Below are 21,970 nucleotides of genomic sequence, written 5' to 3'. Positions count from 1 at the left end.
CTAGTTGTTTGTCACGCCCAAGTTCAGCGACTTACCTGCCAAAGAATCCCGGCGCTTGGCCAGCTGATCCGCGATCTTTCCGAAGGCACTAGTGACCTCCGCCTGCGGTTCAGCCTTGACGATGGGGTTACCCACATCTCCGCCGACGCGCAGATTAGGATCCAGCGGAATCTGTCCCAGCAGGGGAATCTCCGAGCCAGTCAGCTGGCTCAAGCGATCCGCCACGAACTGTCCACCACCAGAGCCAAAAGGCTCCATGCGGGAGCCGTCCGGCAGATCCATCCAGCTCATGTTTTCAATCACGCCACCGATGCGCTGGCGAGTCTGCTGAGAAATTGAACCAGCGCGCTCCGCCACCTCAGCCGCGGCCACCTGCGGGGTCGTCACAATCAGCAGCTCCGCGTTCGGAACCAGCTGAGCCACGGAGATGGCAACATCGCCGGTTCCCGGTGGAAGATCCAGCAGCAGGATGTCTAGATCGCCCCAGAACACATCGCCCAAGAACTGCTGAATCGCGCGGTGCAGCATCGGACCGCGCCACACCACCGGGGAGTTATCGTCCACAAAGTGGCCGATGGAAATCAGCTTCACGCCGTGCGCCTGCAGCGGCATGATCATCTCGTCCACCTGATGAGGCTTGTCCGTAGAACCCATGAGGTGGGGAACGGAATGTCCGTAGATGTCTGCGTCGACAATTCCCACATTCAACCCCCGCTGCGCCAGCGCAACGGCCAGGTTCACGGTGACGCTCGACTTGCCCACGCCACCCTTGCCGGAGGCCACGGCGTAGACGCGCGTGGTGGAGTCCGGCTGTGCGAAAGGGATCACTGGCTCGGCGGATTCGCCACGCACCTTGATGCGGATTTCGCGGCGCTGCTCGTCGCTCATGACATCCGTGGTGACAGTGACGTCCTCCACGCCTTCCACGCCGAGGGCTGCCTCGCGCGTGGATTCCGTGAGGTGCGTTTTCATCGGGCAACCAGCGATGGTCAGGTAGATCTCTACGGCGACCGACGAGCCGTCGATGTCAATGGATTTTACCATTCCCAGATCGGTGATGGAGCGGTTGAGCTCGGGATCCTCTACGCGGGACAGCGCGCTGCGGACAGCGGATTCAGTGACAACAGACATGATGAATCCATCCTAACGCAGCCCCAGAGCGTGCTTAAACTTCCGTGGCGACCCTTATCGTTGCCGGTCGTCGGCCTGCGGTGGATCCTGCAGCGAGGCTTCGTCGTGGCGCGTGTCCTCGAGCTTGTCCTCGATGCGGTGCATCAGGTCCGTGAGTTCTTCCAATTCTCGACGCAGGTAGTCGCGGGTCACCGTCTCACCCACGGAGATGCGCACGCCGGCGAGCTCGCGGGCGAGGAATTCTGTATCGGCCTTTGTCTCTGCGGCGCGTCGGCGGTCTTCGTCCAGGGAGACGCGGTCGCGGTCATCCTGGCGGTTCTGGGCTAGCAGGATCAGCGGTGCGGCGTAAGCAGCCTGGGTGGAAAACGCCAAGTTCAACAGGATGAACGGGTACGGATCCCAGGCAAACGCGAACATTCCTGCGTTGAGCAGCACCCACACGATCACGAAGATGGACTGCCACGCCAGATACTGGCCGGTGCCGAGGAAGCGGGCTACTTTTTCTGCAGAACGTCCCACGCTGTCGCCATTGAGGCTGAATTTCTTGCGCCGTACAGACTGAACCGGTGTGTCCAGATCGGCCTTCTTGTAGTTGTTGGCCATAGGGGACTAGGCCTCCTTTCGCATCTGGTCGGTGGTGTCCACGCGCCAATCTTGCTGGCGCCAGTCCTCAGGCAGCAAGTGATCCAGCAGGTCGTCCACAGCCACAGCACCCAGTAGGTGGTTGTCCTGATCCAGCACGGGGCCGCACACCAGGTTGTACGTGGCGAAGTACCGAGCCGCTGTCTCCTGGTTGTCCTCGGCGTAGAGGGCGGGAAGCTCGAGGTCCAGGATGCCGCCGATCTGCGTGGATGGGGGTTCGCGCAGCAGCTTCTGGAGGTGGACACAGCCGAGGTATTTGCCGGTGGGCGTGGCCTGCGGAGGACGCGCGACGAAAATCATCGAGGACAGAGAAGTAGGAAGCTCGGGGTTGCGGGCGTGCGCCAGCGCCTCTGCCACAGTGGCCCGCGGCATCAAGATGATGGGCTCCGGGGTCATCAAAGCACCTACCGTGTCCGGGGAGAACGTCATCAATCGGCGCACCGGTTCGGAATCCTCGGGATTCATCAGCTCCAGCAGCACGTCCGATTTATCCTCACCCAGCTCGGCCAGGACGTCTGCCGCGTCATCCGGATCCATTTCTTCCAGCACGTCGGCGGCGCGCTCGATATTCAGCTGGCTGAGGATGTCCGCCTGGTAATCGTCTGGCATCTCGGCCAGCACGTCCGCCAGGCGCTCATCGTCGAGCTCTTGGGCGATCTTCACGCGGCGATCTTCGGGGAGATCGTGCAGAGTGTTTGCCACGTCTGCGTTGCGCATCTCGTTGAAGGAGGCGATCAGCTCCGCATCAGGGTTGACCGTGCCCGTACCCGAGGCATGCAGACCCTGGATACGATCCAAAGGAATAATCGTCACGCGTGTGCGTCGACCCAAACGAGAACGCTGCGCCACCGCAACGCGGCGAATACGCCAATCCCTGGTGCGGTTGCGCTCCATCTCCACGTCCACGATTTCCACGGCCTTGCCGTGTAGTTCAGGGTGCTCGGGATCGTCAGTATGCACCTTCGCACCCATGAGGTCATCCATGAGGGAGACTTCGCCGGAACGGGGTTTGAAGGGACGAAGATTGACCGTACTGCTGACCGTGGTCAGCTCGTTTTCCGTTATGGCCGCGATGCGCAGCATGGGAAGGAAAATCTTCCTCTTTGTGGCCAGCTCTACGACAACCCCCAAGGCAGTGGCCTTGTCTTCGTAGATGGAAACGGCCATGTCACGCACGCGTCCGACGGAATCGCCATCGGGTCCTAACACCACCATGCCGGCAAGCCGGCCGGCAAACACACGCATACCAGTCATAACGCTCAAGACTACTGCACGCGGGTAATGTGGTTGTGTCGTAGGTTTGATGGAGGTTGGTACGCATGGAGGTCGGTGCGCGATGAAGATTCTCAGCAGATTGATCACCGGTGGATTAGTCGGTTTTGCGTGCGTGCTGGCAGTGCTTGGCCATTCCATGTGGATCGCCCATGCGGTGGCTGCGGCCGTGTCCTTTGTTGCCGTGATGATTGCCGCTGTGGGGGAGCGGCAGGGCCGTAGTTCCCGCCTGTGGTTGGTGGTGCCGGTGATCGCTCTGATTGCGGTGTATTTCTATGCGTGGTTCTAAGCTCTACGTGTGCAGCGCCGTCGTTGCGGTCAGCGTTCATGGACTCGCGGGGTGCGGCATGCAGATGGCCGACGACACCGCGCCTGATCCCAAAGCCGGTCTAATCCTCGGAGTGCCTGATTCGGACACCATCGAGCCGTCACTGTTGCCGGGCATCCGCGCCACCTACGTGGAGAAGTTGGAAGGCACAGACCATCCGGTTCGTTCCATGGCGGTCACTGATGCCAAGCGCATCGAGGACGTCCGTAACGGGCAGGTGGATGTGACCTTCGGGTGTGTGGGTGAGTTGTTAGATCTTGCCGACGCCAATGCGGCCGATCGTCTCCGCTCCGAGTACGCCGCCGAGGAGGATCCGGATCCAGTGACCTGGCGCGACGCCGTCCATTCCACGCTGTTGGGCACGATGCCAGGCGGTGTGACGCTGTCCAATCCAGGTATCGCCGAAGTGTGTGAAGACGAGACTCTGCCGCAGAATATCGTTGCGGTGTATCGCGCGGTGGATATTGATCGCGAGGACACTCAAGCCCTGAACAACGTGGCGGGCGGCACATCTGAGGAAGCGTTTGCGGACAAGGGCTAGCTTCCTAAAGGCAAAGGAAAAACCCGCTTGCTGGAGAACCAGCAAGCGGGTGAGGGGGCGGGGTATTAGTCCTCGAAGGCCTCTTCCATCAGCGCCTTCTGCTCCATCTGGTGGACCTTGGCCACACCAGTTGCAGTGGAAGACTGAGCGCGACGGGATACGCGCTTGAGCTGAATGCCAGGCAGGTACTCAGGCAACTGCAGAGCCAGGAATGGCCATGCGCCCTGGTTTGCTGGCTCATCCTGTACCCAGCGGATTTCCGTGGCGTTCGGGTAGTTGCCCAGCGCGTCGCGGATCCGGTTGTAAGGAACAGGGTGCAGCATCTCCACGCGGACGATGGCGACATCGTCGCGGCCATCGGCCTCGCGCTTCTTCTCGAGGTCGTAGTAGACCTTGCCGGAGCACATTAGGACGGTCTTGATGTCCTTATTGACGCCGTTCTGGTTTGGATCATCGATCACCGACTGGAACTTCTTGACCTCGGTGAAGTCCTCGATGGAAGACACCGCGGCTTTGTTGCGCAGCATGGACTTCGGGGTGAAGACGATAAGTGGGCGCTTCAGGCCACCCAGCGCGTGACGGCGCAACAGGTGGAAGTAGTTCGCGGGGGTGGTGGGCTGAGCCACCGTCCACGAACCCTCGGCGGACATCTGCAGGAAGCGCTCGATGCGAGCAGAGGAGTGGTCTGGTCCCTGTCCCTCGTAACCGTGTGGTAGCAGCAGGATCAGGGAGGACTTCTGTCCCCACTTGGCCTCGCCGGAGGAGATGTACTCATCGACGATGGTCTGGGCACCGTTGATGAAGTCGCCGAACTGAGCTTCCCATGCCACCACGGCATCCGGGTTACCCACGGTGTAGCCGTATTCGAATCCCACGGCAGCGAACTCGCTGAGTGCGGAGTTGTAGGCCCGGAAGGATCCGCCGTTGCCGGCCTCTTCGGCCAGGGTCTGCAGTGGGTTGTAGCTATCCAGATCTTCGTGGTCGAACAGCACGGCGTGGCGCTGGGTGAAGGTTCCGCGCAGCGTATCCTCACCGATCAGGCGGACCAACCTGCCACGCTCTACGAGCGAACCAAAGGCGATGAGTTCGCCGAAAGCCCAGTCGATATTGCCCTTTTCGGACATCTCCTTACGCTTCTTAATTACCGGAGCCACGCGAGGGTGGATCTTGAGGTAATCAGGCGTGTTGTAGAACTTGTCACCGATCTCGGCGATCAGGTCCTTGGAGATGGACGTGTCCAAGCCGTGCGGGAGTTCCTGCGAGCCGGTGATGCCGGTTTGTTCCTTGGGCTTTGCACCCTTTTCCGCCTGGCGAACGTCGTTGAACACTGTCTCCAGCTGCTCGTGGAAGTCTCGCTGGACGCGCTCGGCATCTTCTTCGGACAGATCGCCGCGACCGATGAGGGTTTCCGTGTACTGCGCGCGGGAGGTCGGCAGTTCGGAGATGATCTTGTACATCAGCGGCTGGGTCATCGATGGGTCGTCGGCCTCGTTGTGGCCGCGACGACGGTAGGCCACAAGGTCGATGAACACATCTTTGCCGTAGCGGTTGCGATAGTCCACAGCCAGCTGAGCAACCCAGACTACGGCTTCGGCATCGTCGCCGTTGACGTGGAAGACAGGGGAATCAAAGCCCTTGGCCAGGTCGGTGGCGTAGTGGGTGGAGCGGCCAGCATCTGGGGTGGTGGTGAAGCCGATCTGGTTGTTCACCACGATGTGCACGGTGCCGCCCACTTCGTAAGCGTCCAGCTTGGCCAGGTTCAGGGTTTCCTGCACGATGCCCAAGCCAGTGAAGGAGGCATCGCCGTGCAGCATGATAGGCAGCACGGTGCGCTCGTCGTCTCGATCAATTTGATCTTGACGGGCGCGGGCGATGCCCTCCATGACTGGGTCGACAGCCTCGAGGTGGGATGGGTTGGCTGCCAGGTAGACCTCGATGTCTCCCTCGCCGAACATCTGGTGGTAGTGGCCACGGGAGCCCAAGTGGTACTTCACGTCGCCGGAACCGCCAGCCGACGCTGGGTCGATGTTGCCCTCGAACTCGGTGAAGATCTTGGAGTATGGCTTGCCGACGATGTTGGCCAGGACGTTGAGGCGGCCACGGTGTGGCATGCCGATCACAACTTCATCCAAGTCCGCACCAGCGGCGCGGTCGATGGCGGCATCCATCATCGGGATCAGGGTTTCAGCGCCCTCGAGGGAGAAGCGCTTCTGGCCCACGTACTTGGTCTGCAGGAAGTTCTCAAACGCCTCGGCAGAGTTGAGCTTCTGCAGGATGTACTTCTGCTCGGCCTGGGAGTAGCGAGGCTGACCAGCCTCGATGCGCTCGCGCAACCAAGAGCGCTCCTCGGCATCCAGGATGTGCGTGTACTCGTAGCCGACTTTGAGGGTGTAAGCCTTGCGCAGTGCTGCGAGCACCTCGCGCAAGGTCATGGTCTCGCGACCAAGGAATCCGCCCACGTTGAACGTGCGGTCGTAATCCCACAGAGTCAGACCGTGGTTCTCGATGAACAGGTCTGAGTGATCCGGCACAGGCAGACCCGGCTGGGTCCAGTGCAGGGGATCGATATCTGCAATCAGGTGACCACGGGAGCGGTAAGACTCGATCAGCTCCATCACGCGGGTGGACTTGTCCACGCCGGCGTTTGGCAGGTCCTGGCTCCAGCGCACAGGAGCGTAAGGCACCTTCATGGACTTGAAGATGTCATCCCAGAACTCATCGTTGATGAGCAGGCGGCTCATGGTACGCAGGAATTCGCCGGATTCAGCACCCTGAATGATGCGGTGATCGTAGGTAGAGGTGATGGTCACCAGCTTGCCTACACCCATTTCGCCGAGGCGATCCTCGGATGCACCGGCGAATTCGGCTGGGTAATCCATGGAGCCCACGCCGATGATAGCGCCCTGGCCCTTGGTTAGGCGAGGTACGGAGTGACGGGTACCGATGCCACCTGGGTTCGTCAGCGAGATGGTGACTCCGGAGAAGTCGTCCATCGTCAGCTTGCCGTGGCGAGCACGGTCCACGATGTCCTCGTACTTCTCCACGAATTGGGAGAAGCTCAGGGTCTCGGATTCCTTGATGGCTGCCACCACGAGGGAGCGGGTGCCGTTCTTGCCCACCATGTCGATGGCAAGTCCCAGGTTAATGTGCTCCGGGGTCACGAGGGTGGGCTTGCCATCCACGACTTCGTAGGAGTTGTTCATGTCCGGGTGAGCCATGACCGCACGGATGAGCGCGTAGCCGATGATGTGCGTGAAGCTGATCTTTCCGCCGCCGCGTGCACGCAGGGTGTTGTTGATCATCGTGCGGTTTTCGAACATCAGCTTGGCTGGCATGTCACGCACGGAGGTCGCGGTAGGGATCTCCAAAGACAGATCCATATTCTTCACCACGGCCTTGGCAGCACCACGGATGACAGACTTACCAGCCTCCGGAGCATCCACCACGTCCTTAGGTGCAGGTGGTGCCTTGCGTTCTGGAATGACCGAGCGCTTGGTGTGCTCGGGTTGCTGCTTCTTTGAATCTGGAATGACCTCAGAGGCAGCCTGGGCAACTGTTTGTTGCTGTACTGCATCCTCAGAGGACACCCGGCTTCCGGCAGATTCCTTGGGGGTTTCGGCAGAACTGACCTCTGCGTTCCCCTGAGGATTCTTCTTGAAGAAGTCGCGCCATTCTGGATCCACTGATTGTGGGTCTTTGCTGTACTGCTGGTACATCTGATCCACCAGCCATGCATTCTGACCAAAATTCGCGCTGCTCACGGCAGGTCCTCGCCTCTTTTCTTAATGACTTCAGTCTCGTCGCCCCACCCTACTACAAATCAGAGACTCCGCCGCGGGGCAGGGGGCGAGGAATTTATGTATATATGTGCAGATGAATGGCGACTTTTGCTCTCAGAACAAGTCACCTGCGTTAAGACTTAGGTGATGAGTCCCATATGGCTAGCCCAAAGGTCGGCATAGACACCTTTATGCCGCAGCAATTCGCCGTGGGTGCCGGATTCCACGATTTTTCCGCCGTCCATCACCACCACGCGGTCCGCGTGCACCGCCGTGGAGAGTCGGTGGGCAATGATGATGGCCGTTCGTCCTGCCACTGCCTTGGAAATCGCGGAGACCACCGCTCGCTCCACCTCCGAAGGCAGGGTCGAGGTGGCTTCGTCGAGCACCATGATCGATGGCCCCAGCAGTTGGGCGCGAGCCAACGCCACGATCTGTCGCTGTCCGGCCGAAAGGTTGTGCGCTCGTTCGTTCAGCGGCGCCAGGAAGCCCCCGGGGATGCTGGCGAGGATTTCTTGGCCACCAATGTCCTTGACCGCTTGTTCAATCTCCTCGCGGGTGGCATCCGGTCGCCCAAAGGCGATGTTGTGCGCCACCGTGGTGGGGAAGAAGTAGGGTTCCTGCGGCACCGTTCCTATTTCTCGACGCCACTGCCGAATATCCGCCTCTTTCACCGGCAAGACATGCGACTGCCCCGTGTCACGGAACTCCGCCACCACAGCACCTTGTTGTGGGTCGTACCAGCGGGACACCAGCTTGCCCAGCGTGGACTTTCCCGCGCCCGAGGCTCCGACCACCGCCGTGGTACCCGTGAAAGTCGTGTCGATATCCAACTCAGGACGCATATTTGGGGAAGTAGAGGAATACCAGAAGCGCGTGGCGTCGAAACAAAGACGTGGAGCACTGCCGGCAGGAACGGACCGCGGCGAGGAAGAATTGACCACGCGGGGCTCGGTGCGGAGGAAATCACCAATGCGAGACAGGCCCACGGAGGCCTGCTGGAAGCTGTCGAAGATCTGTGACAGCTGCTGAACCGGGCCGAAGAAGATCGACAAGTAAAGGCTGAAAGCCACCACCGCACCCTCGGTGGTGCGGCCCTCGGCGATCAGTGACGTGCCCGCCGCCAAGATGCTGGCCTGAGCAAGTTCTGTGAGCCAGTTGATGCCGGGGAAAAATACGCTCACCGCGGCTTGGGCCTGTGTGCGTAGGCGACGGTAGCCAGCGGATTCGGCATCCAAACGCGATTGTAGCGTGGATCCATAGCCGTAGCCCTGGCTGGTCACCAGGCCGTAAATAGATTCCTGGAAGGTGGCGTTGACTTGGCTGACCTGAGTGCGGGACAACGTGTACAAGCGTGCAGCCGTGCGCTTGAATACCCACGAAGCCACCGCGATGACGGGAAGAAACGCGGCGGTGATCAGCGTGAGCGTGATATCCGTGTACAGCAACATGCCCAGCACGCCGAGCAACACGGTGAGGCTGACGATGGTCTGGGATAGGCCGTTGTAGAGGAATCGGGACAGCGAATCGATGTCCGTGGTCAGGCGTGTCATTATGTGGCCGGAAGAGTTGTTCTCGAACCAACTGATGTCCATGCGATTGAGGTGCCGGTAGCAGCGCAAACGCAGGGCATACAGCAGGCTTTCGCCCGCGCGCATCGTTAGCACGGTGTTGGCGGCCAGGGCAGCCCAACAGAGCAACACCACCAGTAGGGCGACCGCGGCCGTGGAATAGACCACGGATTCGTTGCCCTGAGCGATACCCGCATCGAGTGCGTAGCGAATGAAGCTGGGCAGGGTGATGTCTGCCAGGACGGTGACCAGCAATGTTGCCACCACCGCGATCAGCGGAACGCGGATCAGCGCGATCAACGAGCGCAGACTGAAGGCCGCGGTGTAGTCAGCTACCGCGGGTTCTGAGCCGTGGGGATCGATCTCCGTGGCGCCGGGCGGAATGTCTTGGGCGGGTTCGAGGGGAGCAGGAGGGTCTGCGGGCCAGAGCTCGTGCTCGGCTGCCGGGGAAAGCTGGACAGTGTGCGCGGGAGTAGAGCTGGGGGAGGCCAGAGTTTCCTGACGATGGGTGATCACCACCAGAGTCATCGGGCCAGACTCCGCCACGGCAGCCATGATGCGGCGTTCGGTGACAGTGTCGATGGCGGAGGTGGCGTCGTCGAGAATGAGGAACGACGGCCGGCGCAACACCGCACGCGCTAGAGCGATGCGCTGGCGCTGACCGCCGGACAAGGTGAGCCCGCGCTCGCCAACCACCGTGTCCAGTCCGCCGAGCTCGGCGACGAAATCCAACGCACACGCCACGGCGAGAGCATCCCAAATCTGCTCGTCGGAGGCGGCGAAGCCAAGCGCGACGTTGTCTCGGATGCTGCTGGAAAACAGGAAGGGCTCGTCCACCACCAGTACCGGGCGAGCGGACTCGGGGACGTCCAATAGTGGGGTGCGGGTGCCGTCGGACAAGACTGCCGTGAAGTCCCGTGCGGCCTGCGAATTCAAGCCCGCTAGCGCTTGCGCGAGATACGTCTTTCCCGTTGCCGGATCACCGTTAATGACCGTGGTCTGGCCTGCGGGAACGGAAACCTGAAGGAGGCTGCTATCAAGCCCGTCAAGGCAGCCCTCGATAGCCACCACGCGGTGTGACGTGCCGGACGGAGTGGGACGAGCGTCCATGGCCAACAGATCCTCGATCCGTCGCATCGAGGCGCGAGCCACAAAGACTTCCACCAGCATCGCCGCAGTCATGCGAGTCAACCGTGCGAGCATCGTGACAAACGTCGCGGTGGCAAGGAACTCGCCCACCGACAAATGCCCGCGCATGGCCATCCAACCACCTACCACGATAATTCCCACCAGCATCACGTTGGGCAGCGTATTCAGCAGCGGTTGGAACGTAGCAGTGATACGGCTGACCACCATGCGCAAGCCAAACAACTCCCGCGCGAGCACCGCAAAGCGCTCATACAAGCGCTGCTGCTGGCCAAAGTTCTTCACCACGCGGACGCCCGCCACGGACTGCTCGATGTGGGCGGCGATGTCCGCTGTCTGTTGCTGAGCGCGCCACGTGGCGGGATACAGCCTGCGGCGGGAACGCGCGGCAACCACAAACATGAGCGGCACGTGGGCCAGCACCAGAAGCCCCACAGGGACGGACATCCACAATACGATGCCGATGATCAAGACCACCTCGAAGAGCCCCGAGGCGATGATGGGCAGAGTGGCAAGCATCGACTGGACCTGATTGAGGTCAGAGATCGTCCGCGACACCACATGACCCGTGCGCAGAGACGTTGCCTGGATGGCATCGATGTGTAGAAGCCGACGCATCACGGACATGCGCAGCGTGTGCTGCACACGCACTGAGAGCGTGCCGGCGAGGAAACGCCTCGAACCGTGAACGGCGAAGCGGACGGTAGCTGCGATTAACAGCCCACCGATGGCACCCTGCTTCCCATCGATCGCCGCACCCGCAAACAGTGGCGAGGCCACCGCAGCAATGGGAACCAGTGCGCTGAATATGGTAACGCACGCGAACAGCCACGGATGCTGCTTGAGGTAGTCCAGAAGGGTGCGGGTCACAATGGAAAGACGTTACATGCAGCTCTAGGCAGCAGAGGAGTCCAGCTCGCTCATCAAGCGACGGACCTGGGAAATCATGCCGTCGGCGATCTTACGATTAGCGCGTGCACCCAGCACAGCACCCACACCGAATGGCAGAATCTTGCGCACCAAGGCACCGCCGAAGCGCTTGCGCATCTGCTTGAACGCGATGCGACCGAGCATGGAGTTCACCGCAAGGAGATCCTTGCCCGAGGCGTTCTTCAGTCCGCGCAGCGACTTGATAGAAGTAAGGGCACCGTCCTCCGTGAGCGCCTGGACCAGCTCGTTGCCCGAGGCGCCGGATACTGCGGTGAGGATGATGGTGCGTCGGCGCTGTTCGTCATCGATGTTGATTCCGTGCAGCTGTGCGGAAGCCAGAGCGTAGAGGCCACAGGCCTCCAAAAGAACCACGGACTCGCCAGCGATACTTCCCAGAGAAAGCAGCGTGCCGATTCCCGGCATCGCCGCAAGACCACCCGTGCCCAGGCCAGAACCGGTGGCCAGGGTGCGGAAGTGCTTATCCAGGATCTGCTGCTTTTCCTCTAGCGACTTTGCAGAGTGCTTGGATTCCAGCTTCTTGACATACGAGCGCACGGCAGGACCCTGGACGGACGCCGCGCTATCAACGGCCGAAAAGAAGCGACCGGCGATGGGGCCGCTAGGGTAATCCGAGCGATCCGCCAGGTTCGTCGATTCCTGCTTTTTGTCCTTCTTGGAAAAGATCCCCATGAGTCCTACATTCCTTGTCTTATTGCCAGTGAGCTGACCACCGAATGGTGCTGGTCTATGCATTGCAACACTAATGCAACAATCGAATGCGTGTGAAAAGGCTGAAGATAGCTGCGTTGGAGGCGCGGTGGACTTACTATCGACTCTCATGAACACAGTCGACGGGCGCGCAGAGGGGGATTTTATCGACGCCACCGTGGACGGAGGAGCCCTCCGCGGTCTGGTTACCGAGGGCGTGCGTACCTGGCGGGGCGTGCCCTATGGAGTGGCAGACAGGTGGAAAGCACCGCGCCCCGTGGAGTGGGAGGGGGTGTGGCAGGCAGACGAGTACGGCAACGTGGCACCGCAAACCACTTACACCCTGAAAGATGATGTGGTGGGGGACGAAGACTGCCTGAACCTGGATGTGGTGCGTCCGGACACCGAGGAAACCTTGCCCGTGGTGGTCTACCTGCATGGCGGTGGGTTCTTCGCTGGTGCCAGCCACACAGCCGTGCTGCGGGGCTTTTCTTTTGCCAAGCGAGTCAATGCTGTTTATGTGGCGGTGAACTTTCGCCTGGGTGTGTTTGGGTACCTGGACATGTCTTCACTGGGAGTGGAGGGCGCAGAGGACTATGAGCCAAATCCCGCGTTGCGCGACCAAATGTTGGCGCTGCGCTGGGTGAAGAAGAACATTGCCGCGTTCGGTGGGGATCCGGATAGAGTCACGCTAATGGGAGAGTCCGCTGGGGGCTCGGCCATTGCGGCGCTGATGGCAACTCCTTCCGCGAATGGCCTGTTTCATCGAGCGATCCTGCAATCTGCCCCCGTGCTGACGGTTCACGGCAGAGAACAATCTCGCATTTGGTCTAAGAAGCTGGTGCAGTACGCAGGACTTACTCCCCGCACGGTGAAGGTTCGGGACCTAGAGAGCATGGCGGCAGGAGACTTGGTGCGCGCCGGGCAGCAGATGCTGTGGCGAGGCAGAGGGCTGTGGGAGCTCAACTCTTGTTTCAGCAACGCGGTGGACGGGGATTTGCTTCCGGAACATCCTTTGACCGCGTTTGAAAACGTGCATCAACATCGCGTTCCCATGCTCATTGGTACTAACGACGACGAGCTCAGCGCTGCCCAAGTGTTGTTCTTCTCCAAGGGCAAGCGTGCCAAAGCGGTGCGAAAGATGCTGAGTGCGCACGATCCAGAGCTGGCCGAGAAGGTGGAAGCGGCATACGGCGATGTGGGATCCAGACAGGCATTTGCCCAGCTGATGGCGGATGCAGTCTTTTGGGCGCAGTCGGTGCGGCTAGCAGACTTGCACGCTCGAGCGGGCCTGGACGTGTGGATGTATCGCTTCGATTACGCCCCCGCGTTGCTACGCAGGCTGGGTGTGGGCGCGATGCATTCCATGGAGCTATCCGCGGTATTCGGCGATGCGCATGCCTCCAAGGCCCGGGTGCTGTTGGGCGCGGAGATGGAGCAAGTCACTGAGGAAATGCAGGAAGCATGGGCAGGCTTCATCTGGGGCGACTCTCCAGGTTGGGAGAAGTACACCGAAGATACCCGGGCCACGCGCATCATCGAACGCAGTTCTCACACGGAGAACGATCCGCGCCGGGAACATCGCTTGGCGTGGGAGAGTTTTCGCATGCAGGGTTGGATGGGCACGCCGGAGGGGATCCCGCTGCCTCGTCCTGGCCGGTAGTCATACTCAGGGGCACTAGCAGCGGCGGGCTAGCGCGGTTACGATGAGGTCGTAGCGTCGGTGCTTGCCGGGGTGACTGTCACAACACACGGAATTGACCCGTAGGAAGGGACCTGTTGTGGGTTTCTATGAAGACATTGCTGATGCGCTAGATCTAGAGGGCATCGAGTCCAGGATCGCGGAGGACACGCTGTTCGTCCCGATCGCTCCGGAGTTGGAAATCCAGTTTGTTCAGATTCACGGCGTGGGGGCCGCCCAGTCCATTCAGGCTGCCAATGTTTTTGTGGCCATGGCTGATGTCTCCGATGAGGATGAACAGTTCGATGCCGCGCTGGTGGGCGTGGTCTTTTCCGTGGAATCTGCCATGCAAGAAGTGGCCAGTTACATGGCCACTGACCATGTGATCAGTGTGCTCAACGAGTTGCTGGAGGGCGAGGACGAGCGGCTCGAAGAGCTTGAATTTGAGCAGGATCCGTCTGAACCTTTCGTGGTCTACGCCTCGGTGGGAGAAGGCTCCGTTCTGACGGTGGAATTGGATCCCGAGGGAATCGCTCCCACTGGCAACGTCAGCTTCGTGACCTATGGCGATGATTTCGACGAGCTGCTGGAACAGGCCACTGAAGAGCTGATCGAGGCCGATGATGAAGTCACTGAGAGTGAAAAGCAGGAGATTTTCCGCTCAGCAGTCGCAGACGTGGGGGAGCAGACCCGTGAGGTCTTGGAACTGGGCACTTTCGACGATTTCGAATTGATGTTTGACGCCCTTGCCGTGGCTTCTCAGCAGGCCTACGAGTGGGAGGAGATGCTGGTTCCGTTGGACGACGGCGCGCGTGGCATCGTCTATTTTGACGAGGACCTCGACGAGGAAGATCTCGATGACGATGACTACTTCGAGGACGAATCAGAAGACTAAAACCTGGGTGAGTGACTAAGCGACGTGCGGCTGCGCGTGTTTTGTGTCGGCATCGAGGTCACGTTGTGTCATCAGGCTGTGCCACGTCCACGTCAGGTTGTCTCCCACGTGTTCGCGCTGCGTCCAGCTTTCTCCGGTGACCGCGCGAAACAGAGAATGGATTTCCGACGTCACGCTCGCGAGGCTTCCCGAGACGGAATCCGCATCCACCGTGGCGCTTAGAGTGACCAAAAACATGGGTTGCTCACTGGGGGCTTCAACTCCGTTGAGCTTTTCCCACAACACGGGTGTGACGCGGTGGCGAGATACGTGAACCAGAGCGTCCGCAGAGTTGAGCTCCGCAGAAATATAAGGTGCGCGCCAACCGGGAGTGATCCGGATGCGGCTGCGGGGATGCCGCAACAGCGCCTTCATCTGCTCTCCGTATTCGCTGATCAGCGAAGTAGGTGCCAGGTTGGACAACGGGAAAGCCTTGTGGGACACAGTGGGTATACGAAGGTTCAACATCGGCTATCTCCTATCAATGTAAGTGGTGAGCTAGGCCCGGTAGGCCGAGTGACGAGTGTCAATCTAGGACAGGGGTGAGACAGGGAGAGGGTGGCGTCGGAAAATAAATCGAACAATTGTTCTAAACATACCGGGAGGCAAACAACTACCGCAACCGACTGCGGACAATTAGCATGGCTTATGTTTAAAGCACTAAGAAGCGATCAAGGTGGACAGCAATGAGCGACGTGGCGATCATCGGCGGAGGACTGCCGGGCCTGGCAGCTGCCCGCACACTCCGAAACGCGGGAGTGAGGTGCGCGCTGTTCGAAGCCTCGGATCAATTGGGTGGTCGAGCGCGCTCCCAGCACTTCGGGGACATCACCGTGGACAACGGTTTCCAGCTGTTGAACTCCTGGTATCCGTCCTTGAAAGAATTGCTCAGCAATGGCGAATACGCTGCGCTCAACCAGTGCAACTTCGAATCGGGATTTCAAACGCACACGTCGCAGGGCCAGGTGTTCATTGGTGACCCCGTCCGCACCCCACGTCTACTCGGTGAGCTGCTGAGCAAAAACTCCCGCTCAGCGATGAGCTTCCGAGACATCATGGGTCTGCGCAAGTGGTTCGGTTCCGAGCTGTCCCATCGTTCCTCGTTGGAGATGCGCAAGATCAGTGAAAAGCGGCGAGCCAAGGACTCGAAGGTGTGCGAAAGCCTTGATAAGTCCGGTGTGACCCGCCAGATGCGCACGGCGGCTGCGGACCCTGCGATGCGAGCATTCTTGCTGGACACGGACGGTGAGACCTCCGCGATCACGGCGAAGTGGGTCTTTGCCACCTTGCTGCGTGGAGCACCGACGGTTCCAGCGCAAGGCATGGGCGATGTGGCTAACCTGTTGGGGCGGAACACTGGCGTGATCACGGAGACGAACGCACGGGTAACCGCGCTAAAAACCAATCCGGGAAATTCCACGGAATCCGCTGGGGTGACCCTGCACTTCGGTGAGCATGACCGCACAGAGACCTTCCGCTATGTCGTGTTGGCTCTGCCACAGAAGATGGAAGCAGAATTGCTGGACCGACCAGTATTGCCTGCTCGGGGCATGGAAACGTTTTGGTTTGTCTCCGACGAGCCAATAGGAAAGCGGCCGGTCATCACCGTAGACGGCACCGGCAGGACACCGGTTGCCAGCGTGGCCGAACTCACCGCCGCAGCTCCCTCTTATGCGCCCGGCCGTCACCTCATCCAAGGAACTGTTGCTTTTGGCGGAAGCCAACGTGCGCTGCAGCCGGGAGCGATCCCCAACGAGGTGGAGATGCGCAGGTACATGGGCGAGATTCTGGACGTACCCACCAGTGGATGGGAACTAGTGACTCGTCAAAGAATCACAGATGTTTTCCCCGTGCTGACCCCAGAGCGTGCGGCGCATAGCGCCGAGGAGGATCTGGTGGTGGATGGTGGTGTCATCCTGGCCGGGGCACAACATGCCACTCCGTCCATCGACGGCGCCCTGCGTAGTGGGCAGCGCGCGGCCCAAAAGGTCATTGAATTAATGGGCTCATAGCTTAAGTGATCTAGCACTCACTTGGGGGCTGTGGGATCAGTTTGCTCACTCCCGGACGCTGCAAAATCGCTTTTAGCTGCGCAATCGCGTAGGGTAAGCAGGCAATGAGTGATACTGAAAACGTCGCCGGCGACGTAAACCAGCCGGTGGAAGACGATAAGTCGGTATCTCAGAACAATCTGCACGGTGAGGACAATGGCGCAAAGCCATTGGACGTGGTCGATGTGCTCGGGCGAGAACCCGAAGCAGTTGTGCCTTCTGAGGAAGCACACAGCACCACGGAGCATGTGAACGCAGGAGCATCTGAGAAAGCCGAAGAAGCTGAAGATGTCCAGGAGAAGGCCGATAAGGGCCCTCGTTTCGAGGGTCTGGGTCTTCCTAAGGAAGTCCTGGCAGCGGTGAAGAAGGTTGGATTCGAACAGCCATCACCTATCCAGGCGGAGACCATTCCAGTTTTGATGGATGGTCAGGACGTAGTGGGACTGGCGCAGACCGGTACGGGTAAGACCGCCGCATTCGCACTGCCCATCTTGTCCCAGATCGATCCGAAGGACCGCCACCCGCAAGCGTTGGTGCTGGCCCCAACCCGTGAGCTCGCACTGCAGGTCGCGGAATCTTTCCAGTCATTTTCTGAGCACCTGGGCGGCATTTCTGTGCTGCCTATCTACGGTGGTCAGGCCTACGGCGTGCAGCTGTCCGGGCTGCGCCGTGGCGCTCACATCGTGGTGGGCACCCCGGGCCGTGTCATCGATCACCTGAAGAAGGGCAGCCTGGATATCTCCAAGCTGCGTTTCATGGTGCTGGATGAGGCCGATGAAATGCTCAACATGGGCTTCCAGGAAGACGTGGAGCGCATTCTGGAGGACACGCCAGAGGACAAGCAGGTTGCTCTGTTCTCCGCGACCATGCCTAACGGCATTCGTCGCCTGTCCAAGCAGTACTTGAAGAGCCCCGTGGAAGTCACGGTCAAGGCCACGCAGCGTACCTCGGAGAACATCACGCAGGACTACCTGCTGGTGAATCACCGCGAAAAGCTGGACGCTTTGACCCGTATCCTCGAGGTCACTGAGTTCGACGCGATGATCATGTTCGTGCGTACCAAGAATGAGACCGAAGAGCTGGCAGAACGTCTGCGTGCTCGTGGTTTCAACGCTGCAGCGATCAATGGCGATATTGCCCAGGCGCAGCGCGAGCGCACCGTTGACCAGCTCAAGGATGGCCGTCTGGACATCCTGGTTGCTACCGACGTGGCAGCCCGTGGCTTGGACGTGGATCGCATCACCCATGTGTTCAACTACGACATCCCGCACGATACCGAGTCCTACGTGCACCGCATTGGCCGTACCGGCCGTGCTGGCCGTACCGGTCGCGCCGTGCTGTTCGTTACCCCTCGTGAACGACGCCTGCTCAAGGCTATTGAGCGTGCGACCAAGTCTCGCTTGAACGAGATCCAGCTGCCTTCCGTTGACGAGGTCAACGAGTCGCGCAAGGAAAAGTTCAACGATCAGCTGACTGAGTCCCTCGGTGACCCGCAGATGCAGGTCTTCCGCGAGCTCGTTACTCAGTACGCGGCTGCAAACGACGTGCCGATGGAAGACATCGCTGCAGCGTTGGCTACCCAGTTGCAGGCTGGCGAGAAGTTCCTGATGAAGGAGCAGCCCAAGAGCGAGCGTCCGCAGCGCCGTCGGGACGATGATCGTTACGGCGATGACCGTCGCAACGGTGGTGGATCTGCCCGCGACTTCAAGGAGCGTTTCAACAAGGAAGCTCCTAAGGTTGCGGATCGCAATGGCAACGAACTGGCCGTCTACCGCCTCAGCGTGGGACACCGCCAGCGCGTTCGCCCGGGTGCCATCGTGGGCGCTTTGGCTAACGAAGGTGGCCTGAACTCCCGCGACTTCGGACGTATCAGCATTTTCGCTGAGCACTCACTGGTGGAACTGCCTGCGGATCTGCCGGAAGACGTGTTCCGTCAGCTGGATGACACGCGCGTGTCCGGTCAGCTGATCAACATTGAGCCGGATCCGGGGGCACCGAATGGTCGCCCTGCCAGCCACCGAGATCGTGGTGACCGAGATCGTGGTGACCGAGATCGTGGTGACCGTGGCGGTAAGCGTGGAGATTTCCGCGGCGACCGTCGACGCGATGGCGACCGTAACGATCGTCGTGACGACCGCCGTGGCGGTGGCCGTGGTGGTCGCTTCAACGATCGTGATGACCGTCGCGATGATCGCCGTGGCGGTGGCCGAGGCGGACGTTTCAACGACCGTCAGGACAACTTCCGTGGTGACCGCGGTGGACGCGGCCGTGGAAAGTGGGATCGCTAAACAGCGAGTCCCCGTACAATAAACGCCCCGCACTTGGTGCTCGCTCTCGTGGAGAGTGGCTGCCGGTGCGGGGCGTTTGTGATGAAAGTGGACGCTAGATTACCATCAGGATCGCGATGATGACCCACAGCAGGTTGAAGATGCCACCGAACATTGCTGCTTGACCAGGCAGCTTAGAAGCATCGGTTTTCTGAACCGCGGCAGTTTCCTTCTCCGTGGCGGGGTCGTCAGCTGGCTGCAGCGCGTTGGCAGCAACCAGGCCCAGGCGCTGGCGAGGGATCACCAGGAAGACCAGCAAGCCCCATGCGATGACGGCCAGCAGGATGGAAGCGTGGAAGCGACCGTCCTTCAGGGCACCTTCAGAGGTAAACATGGCGATGACGCCCAGAACGGGCACGATGGCAGAAGCCAAGCCGTAGACGCGAGTGATCTTGTGCAGCAGGCGCAGAGTGCCTGCAGATTCGTTACCTGCGGTGACCTTGCGCAGTTGTGGGGCGAACATTGACGTGGCCACCATCACGGGGCCCATCAACATGATTGCTGCTATAACGTGCAGTCCGACAACAATTGTTTCCATACCCATACTCAATCAGAGTTGCCTGGCTTTGTCAGATCGGCACATCTACAGCCCACAGACATCCCGAGCTACTTGTGCGTCCGCCGAGCTGATGGCGAGGCGGTAGTGCAGCGCCACCGTGAGAAACTGCGAAACGTAGTGGCAGTGCCCGCCCGCTGGGGGAGGCAGCCATAGCCCTGGGGTGCTATCCGATTTGTCCTGGTTAATCGCCCCCGCCGTGGCCACCAAGTTGATGTCGACGTCATTAGCGAACCGGCGCCGCTGCTCTGCCTCCCAACTCCATGCGCCCATGTCCCACGCGGCAGCCAGGGGGTAGACGTGGTCGATCTCCATTGTCGACGCCAATTCCGTGGCTCCCGTGTATCCGTCCGTAGCCTCGGCAGGATTTTGCCTAGGCTGTGCACCCACTGCGGCCTGACGCAGGACGATGTCTCGGGTGTCCAGATAATCGCCGTCTGAGGAAAGCCGCATGGCCCATCCGTTGCCGAACTGATCTCGGGAGTAGCCCAGCACGCGCGGCCGATAGGCCACCACCTGCAGCTGGCTCAAGGCGGAGGCGACGGAGTTGGCGTCGGGAAAAGAGGACAAAGACCACGGCAAACGCACGCACGTAACCAACAACGAGGCGGCGATGACGGCATAGAAAAAGGCCCTCCGGCGATGGGCGCTGACGCTCAATAACAACACATGAGCATCAGACTCCGCCGAGGGGCCGAAGGTTCTTGGGGAGACTAGACGGTGCCAGCCTGGCGAACCTCGTCGGACTTCGCAGCTTCCTCGAAGTCCGTTTCTGGATCCTTCTTCGCAGCGTGGGACAGAGCCACGGCCTTGTCGAAGGTGGAGGTCACTGCCTCAGAAGGCTCCTTGGTGGCGTAGGTGACAATCACCATGGCGATGATGTTTGCTGCCACGCCAGGGATCATCTCGTACAAACCAAATGGCTTGTCAATGATGCCGAAGGTTGGAAGACCGCCCCAGATGAACGCCACGACCGCACCAGCGAACATGCCGGCTGCAGCGCCTGCAGCGTTGAGACGGCGCCAGTACAGCGCTCCGACCACGATAGGACCGAAGGCCGAACCGAAGCCAGCCCATGCGAACTCCACCAGCTTGAGGATGCCGGAATCTGGGTTCCACGCGATCACACCGGCCAGCAGAGCCACGACGATCACGGAGACGCGGGACAGGTTCTTCAGGGAAGAGTCGTCGGCATTCTTGTTGATCAGGCCCTTGTAGATGTCTTCGATCAGCGCGGAGGAAACCACCAGCAGCTGGGAGGAAACGGTGGACATGATCGCAGCCAGCACAGCGGTCAGAACCAGACCAGCAATCAGTGGGTGGAACAGGATGCGTCCCATATCTAGGAAGATTGTCTCGAAATTCTCTTGGTCAGTGATCGCGATGCTTGGATCCATTCCGAAGAATGCAGGTCCGATGATCGCCACGGCGATGGCGCCGATCAGGCACAAGAACATCCAGGTCACGCCGTAGCGCATGCCGGCCTTGGCATCCGATGGGGTACGCAGTGCCATGAAGCGCACGATAATGTGTGGCTGGCCGAAGTAGCCCAAGCCCCATGCGAGGTTGGAAACGATGGCCACGAAGCTCACACCGGTGAACAAGGAGAACCAGTGTGGGTTTGGCTCGATGGTGCCCACGCCGTAGGCATTCTCGGTCTGGTAGGTCCAGATGGCACCGGGATCGCTCATGTGCAGCAGGGCCATGATTGGCACCAAGATCAGCGAGATGAACATGATGATGCCCTGGACGGTATCCGTGTAGGACACAGCCAAGAAGCCGCCCACGAAGGTGTAGGCCACGGTGACCGCAGCCACCACGATCAGGCCGGTGATGTAATCGCCCTCGAACGTGGACTGGAAGTAACGACCGCCAGCTACCATGCCGGAGGAGACGTAGAAGGTGAAGAACACCAGAATCACGATGCCGGCGATGATGCGCAGCGTATGGGTGCGATCGTTAAAGCGGTTCTCGAAGAACGAGGGCAGGGTGATCGAGTTGTTCGCGACCTCGGTGTAGGCGCGCAGACGTGGGGCGGTCAGCCACCAGTTCAGCGTTGCACCCACCAGCAAGCCCAAAGCCATCCAAATCTCAGAGAAGCCGGAGACATACAGGGCACCGGGGAGACCCATGAGGAGCCAGCCGGACATATCCGAGGCTCCGGCCGACAGTGCGGCGGGGAAAGGGTGAAGATTGCGTCCGGCGAGCATGAAATCTTCGTACTCGTCAGTTTGCTTAAAGGAATACAAACCGATGAGGAGCATAGCGATCAGATAGATCACCATGGCTATGACAAACCATGTTAAGTCTGACACGTTCTTGACACTCCTTGAATCGTCAATTGCGCAGCAGCTGAAAATTCCCTGTGTGGGG

Annotated in this window: 16 protein-coding genes; 6 read left to right on the top strand and 10 right to left on the bottom strand. The window is 60.1% G+C overall.

Features of this window, described 5'->3' with window-relative positions; genetic code table 11:
• The 3 genes from IM764_RS02405 to IM764_RS02395 are packed head-to-tail and all read right to left on the bottom strand — an operon-like array spanning position 1 to position 3,036.
• On the bottom strand, positions 1 to 1,131 hold the full coding sequence (locus IM764_RS02405; protein ID WP_194186763.1) for an Mrp/NBP35 family ATP-binding protein: 1,131 nt from the start codon (positions 1,129 to 1,131) through the stop codon (positions 1 to 3).
• A gap of 54 nt (positions 1,132 to 1,185) precedes the next feature.
• Complete coding sequence (locus IM764_RS02400) at positions 1,186 to 1,734, bottom strand: DUF1003 domain-containing protein (RefSeq protein WP_194186762.1); 549 nt, start codon at positions 1,732 to 1,734, stop codon at positions 1,186 to 1,188.
• A 6-nt stretch (positions 1,735 to 1,740) separates the two neighbouring features.
• Entirely contained in the window at positions 1,741 to 3,036 is a 1,296-nt protein-coding gene (locus tag IM764_RS02395) for a magnesium transporter (RefSeq protein ID WP_194186761.1), read from the bottom strand.
• Between the two features lie 73 nt (positions 3,037 to 3,109).
• On the opposite strand from IM764_RS02395, the gene IM764_RS02390 reads away from it, so the two are divergent.
• Positions 3,110 to 3,334, top strand: coding sequence for a hypothetical protein (locus IM764_RS02390; protein ID WP_194186760.1), 225 nt, complete (start codon positions 3,110 to 3,112; stop codon positions 3,332 to 3,334).
• Positions 3,321 to 3,914 carry a hypothetical protein gene (locus tag IM764_RS02385; protein WP_194186759.1) on the top strand — a complete coding sequence of 198 codons (594 nt, stop codon included), beginning with the start codon at positions 3,321 to 3,323 and terminating at the stop codon, positions 3,912 to 3,914. The genes IM764_RS02390 and IM764_RS02385 overlap by 14 nt, the downstream gene beginning before the upstream one ends.
• A 65-nt stretch (positions 3,915 to 3,979) precedes the next feature.
• Here IM764_RS02385 and IM764_RS02380 read toward each other — a convergent pair whose 3' ends face one another.
• From IM764_RS02380 to IM764_RS02370, 3 genes are all read right to left on the bottom strand, one after another.
• Positions 3,980 to 7,675 carry a multifunctional oxoglutarate decarboxylase/oxoglutarate dehydrogenase thiamine pyrophosphate-binding subunit/dihydrolipoyllysine-residue succinyltransferase subunit gene (locus tag IM764_RS02380; RefSeq protein ID WP_099297344.1) on the bottom strand — a complete coding sequence of 1,232 codons (3,696 nt, stop codon included), beginning with the start codon at positions 7,673 to 7,675 and terminating at the stop codon, positions 3,980 to 3,982.
• A gap of 158 nt (positions 7,676 to 7,833) precedes the next feature.
• Complete coding sequence (locus IM764_RS02375) at positions 7,834 to 11,280, bottom strand: ABC transporter ATP-binding protein (protein ID WP_234990692.1); 3,447 nt, start codon at positions 11,278 to 11,280, stop codon at positions 7,834 to 7,836.
• 24 nt (positions 11,281 to 11,304) lie between these two features.
• Positions 11,305 to 12,030, bottom strand: a complete 726-nt coding sequence (locus tag IM764_RS02370; protein WP_099297340.1) for a hypothetical protein — start codon at positions 12,028 to 12,030, stop codon at positions 11,305 to 11,307.
• 148 nt (positions 12,031 to 12,178) lie between these two features.
• Between IM764_RS02370 and IM764_RS02365 the strand changes: the two genes are divergently transcribed.
• The gene (locus IM764_RS02365) at positions 12,179 to 13,711 is read left to right on the top strand and encodes a carboxylesterase/lipase family protein (RefSeq protein ID WP_099297338.1); all 1,533 of its coding nucleotides are present in this window, start codon (positions 12,179 to 12,181) and stop codon (positions 13,709 to 13,711) included.
• Between the two features lie 118 nt (positions 13,712 to 13,829).
• Positions 13,830 to 14,624: a hypothetical protein gene (locus IM764_RS02360; RefSeq protein ID WP_099297336.1), complete on the top strand. Its 795-nt coding sequence runs from the start codon at positions 13,830 to 13,832 to the stop codon at positions 14,622 to 14,624.
• Positions 14,625 to 14,639: 15 nt separating this feature from the next.
• Here the strand turns inward: IM764_RS02360 and IM764_RS02355 are convergent, their stop codons facing one another.
• On the bottom strand, positions 14,640 to 15,131 hold the full coding sequence (locus IM764_RS02355; protein ID WP_143341732.1) for a hypothetical protein: 492 nt from the start codon (positions 15,129 to 15,131) through the stop codon (positions 14,640 to 14,642).
• A 218-nt stretch (positions 15,132 to 15,349) separates the two neighbouring features.
• On the opposite strand from IM764_RS02355, the gene IM764_RS02350 reads away from it, so the two are divergent.
• Positions 15,350 to 16,675 (top strand): FAD-dependent oxidoreductase, encoded by a 1,326-nt coding sequence (locus IM764_RS02350; RefSeq protein ID WP_099297332.1) that lies wholly within the window; start codon positions 15,350 to 15,352, stop codon positions 16,673 to 16,675.
• A 104-nt stretch (positions 16,676 to 16,779) separates the two neighbouring features.
• Positions 16,780 to 19,002: a DEAD/DEAH box helicase gene (locus IM764_RS02345; RefSeq protein WP_194186758.1), complete on the top strand. Its 2,223-nt coding sequence runs from the start codon at positions 16,780 to 16,782 to the stop codon at positions 19,000 to 19,002.
• Between the two features lie 94 nt (positions 19,003 to 19,096).
• Here the strand turns inward: IM764_RS02345 and IM764_RS02340 are convergent, their stop codons facing one another.
• From IM764_RS02340 to putP, 3 genes are read right to left on the bottom strand one after another with little or no spacing between them, the layout of a single operon-like run.
• Positions 19,097 to 19,585: a hypothetical protein gene (locus IM764_RS02340; RefSeq protein WP_228073258.1), complete on the bottom strand. Its 489-nt coding sequence runs from the start codon at positions 19,583 to 19,585 to the stop codon at positions 19,097 to 19,099.
• Between the two features lie 39 nt (positions 19,586 to 19,624).
• Positions 19,625 to 20,257: an HNH endonuclease family protein gene (locus IM764_RS02335; RefSeq protein ID WP_228073257.1), complete on the bottom strand. Its 633-nt coding sequence runs from the start codon at positions 20,255 to 20,257 to the stop codon at positions 19,625 to 19,627.
• A gap of 53 nt (positions 20,258 to 20,310) precedes the next feature.
• Positions 20,311 to 21,912: a sodium/proline symporter PutP gene (putP, locus tag IM764_RS02330; RefSeq protein ID WP_099297326.1), complete on the bottom strand. Its 1,602-nt coding sequence runs from the start codon at positions 21,910 to 21,912 to the stop codon at positions 20,311 to 20,313.
• Between the last annotated feature and the right edge of the window lie 58 nt (positions 21,913 to 21,970).

This window comes from Corynebacterium sp. ED61 (genome assembly GCF_015233855.1).
Classification (GTDB): domain Bacteria; phylum Actinomycetota; class Actinomycetes; order Mycobacteriales; family Mycobacteriaceae; genus Corynebacterium; species Corynebacterium dentalis.
Note: the sequence above shows the minus strand (reverse complement) of the source record. Positions and strands in the feature narration are given on the sequence as shown.